Source organism: Pseudomonadales bacterium (genome assembly GCA_013215025.1).
Lineage (GTDB): Bacteria > Pseudomonadota > Gammaproteobacteria > Pseudomonadales > DT-91 > DT-91.
This window is the reverse complement of sequence record JABSRR010000297.1, coordinates 1-2075: the sequence shown is the minus strand read 5'-3', so window position 1 is coordinate 2075 and position 2075 is coordinate 1. Positions and strand designations below refer to the sequence as shown.

General features: G+C 46.4%; 3 protein-coding genes. All 3 read left to right on the top strand.

Going from position 1 to position 2075, the window contains the following annotated elements; genetic code table 11:
• Positions 1 to 32: 32 nt before the first annotated feature.
• Entirely contained in the window at positions 33 to 458 is a 426-nt protein-coding gene (gene ndk, locus HRU21_13080) for a nucleoside-diphosphate kinase (protein ID NRA43222.1), read from the top strand.
• Between the two features lie 56 nt (positions 459 to 514).
• Positions 515 to 1693, top strand: coding sequence for a 23S rRNA (adenine(2503)-C(2))-methyltransferase RlmN (gene rlmN, locus HRU21_13075; GenBank protein ID NRA43221.1), 1179 nt, complete (start codon positions 515 to 517; stop codon positions 1691 to 1693).
• Between the two features lie 64 nt (positions 1694 to 1757).
• Positions 1758 to 2075: hypothetical protein (locus HRU21_13070; GenBank protein ID NRA43220.1), on the top strand; the 318-nt coding region annotated here is incomplete at its 3' end.

The window sequence follows — 2075 nt, the reverse complement described above, 5'->3', positions numbered from 1 at the left end:
AGCCTCAATGTTAATTTTTATCTGGAGTCCCTATGGCTATCGAAAGAACATTATCTATTATTAAACCTGATGCGGTAGCAAAAAATATCATTGGTAAAATCTATAGCCGATTCGAATCGAATGGTTTGACGATTGTTGCGGCTAAAATGCTTCATATGGATGATGTCAAAGCAGGGGGCTTCTATGCTGAGCATAAAGAGCGCCCATTTTATGCTGAATTAGTCGAATTCATGACCTCTGGCCCAGTGGTAGTTCAGGTGCTTGAGGGCGAGAGTGCGATCACTAAAAATCGTGAATTGATGGGTGCAACTAACCCTGCCGACGCTGATGAAGGGACTATTCGCAAAGATTTTGCCGAATCGATGGGCAAAAATGCCGTACATGGCTCTGACTCGCCAGCCTCTGCTGAGCGTGAAATCGCTTATTTCTTCTCTAAAGAAGAAATTTGTCCTCGATGATCTAGGCTGTAGTCAAATAGTCTTGATATTTTAGCGCACCTAAAAAGCCATAGCCTATGTCAGTTGATGTAACGTCATTATCACCATTTATAGATGCCGATACGGGTAAGATTAACTTGCTCGGCTTATCAGTGTCGCAAATGGAGGCGTTTTTCTTAAGCCTTGGAGAAAAGCGATTTCGTGCGCATCAGGTGCTTAAGTGGATTCATCACCTTGGTGCTGAGTCTATTGACGATATGAGTAATGTGTCGAAAAAGCTGCGTGCATCGCTGCAGGATATTTGTGAAATTCGTGCGCCAGAAATCGTCTGGCAAAAAGATTCGCATGACGGTACGCGCAAGTGGGCTTTGCGCGTAACCGGTGGTTCCTTGGTTGAGGCGGTGTTTATCCCCGACGGTGAGCGCGGCACCTTATGCGTGTCTTCTCAAGTAGGTTGCTCTTTAGATTGCAGCTTTTGCTCAACCGGTAAGCAAGGTTTTCAGCGCGACTTAAAGCTATCAGAGATTATCGGTCAAGTATGGCTAGCGGCAAAGTCATTCGATTCCTTAAAGCAGGGTGCTAAACGGCGCGTCACTAATGTCGTAATGATGGGCATGGGTGAGCCGCTATTAAATTTTGAGCCTGTAGTGGACGCCATGAATTTGATGATGCATGACTATGGCTATGGCATTTCCAAGCGACGGGTCACTTTGAGTACTTCTGGTGTTGTGCCGGCGTTACAAAAGCTCAGCGCGGTTACCGATGTGTCGCTAGCTATATCCTTGCATGCGCCAAATGACGAATTACGCAACCAGCTTGTGCCGATTAATCGCAAATATCCGATTGCTGAGCTGTTGTCGGCGTGTCGCGATTATATGGCTGATTTACCCGATTCGCATCGCGTTACCACCATTGAATATACCTTGATTAATGAGGTGAACGATGCGGTTGCGCAGGCGCATGAGCTTGCAACATTGCTGAAAGATTTTCCCTGCAAAATTAACTTGATTCCGTTTAACCCCTTCGATCTCTCGGATTATCGCAGACCTAGTCGAAATCGGGTGTCTCGTTTTCAAGATGTGCTGATTCAGCAAGGTTTTGTTACAACCGTACGCACAACCCGCGGTGATGACATTGATGCAGCCTGTGGTCAGTTGGCCGGGCAGGTTGCAGATAAAACCAAGCGTGCTGAACGTCATTTGAAGCGACATGCGCAAAAAAACAGCGATACCAGCATTGTGCGCATTGTTGAATAGCGCTGGTAATTACTCCAAGTATCCTTACAATAATCTTTCTATCTTTTCAGCCTAGAGCGTGATTATGCGATTGATTGTCCTGAGCTTGATGATATTTGTCGTCAGCTGTGTTACCACTGAAACGAGCAGTTTTAGCAAAAATAAGTCGGTCGAAAAAGAAGTCGAAGCGCGCGTGCAGGTAGCCTTGCAGTATTTGCAGCAGGGCGAGCCCGAGATGGCGATCTACCATATGAAAGAGATTGTGGATAAGCAGCCTAAAGAAGCTCGAATCCATGAGGTGCTGGCGCTCGCCTTATGGGATACCGGTGAGTTCTCTTTGGCAAATTCACACTTTAAGAAAATGACCCGCTATGATCCCGGGTATTCCAGGGGCAGGGTTAAC